The organism is Desulfovibrio sp. OH1186_COT-070, from assembly GCF_003860215.1.
Lineage (GTDB): Bacteria > Desulfobacterota > Desulfovibrionia > Desulfovibrionales > Desulfovibrionaceae > Desulfovibrio.
Map to the genome: position 1 here is coordinate 1 of NZ_RQYH01000146.1, position 530 is coordinate 530.

1 protein-coding gene is annotated in these 530 nt (G+C 23.0%); it reads right to left on the bottom strand.

Going from position 1 to position 530, the window contains the following annotated elements; all coding sequences use genetic code 11:
• Window positions 1-530, bottom strand: a 530-nt coding sequence (locus tag EII23_RS13035) for a hypothetical protein (protein WP_185702411.1), incomplete at both ends; no start/stop codon positions are given.

The following is a 530-nucleotide window of genomic DNA, read 5'->3' on the forward strand; positions in this document are numbered from 1 at the left end:
CCAGTAATCCTTCTATGAATTCCCTCATTTATTCTAAGTAAATCAACTAAATTTGGGCTTATGAACTTTGTTGTATACATAATGTTAATATAGTAATCAAAAATATCGTTAAAATATTCAGCATTTTGATAAAAATATTTATATATTATAGCAAAATATTTTTCAATAAATTCTGAAGTCGTAGATATAATATTATTTTTATGGTTTTCATTAAACTTATAAGGAGTCTGGACAAAATATCTATAACTGCCCGAGTCAGAGAATAAAGTAATATTATATATTTTATGCTTTTCATTAGTAATGAAACTAAATAGATATGTGAATGTAATAGCATCATTAATACATTGATCAAGACTAGTTTTATTATTATATTTTTTCTTCAAAACACTATCATAATGAAAAGTTAATTCATTGTTGTTGCTACGTTTGGTTTTTGGATAATGTCTAAACTCTTTTAAATAGTTATGAATTTCTTCACTATAATTAAAAATACTTTTCAAATAATTTTGTAATTCCGGATCCAAAGAATG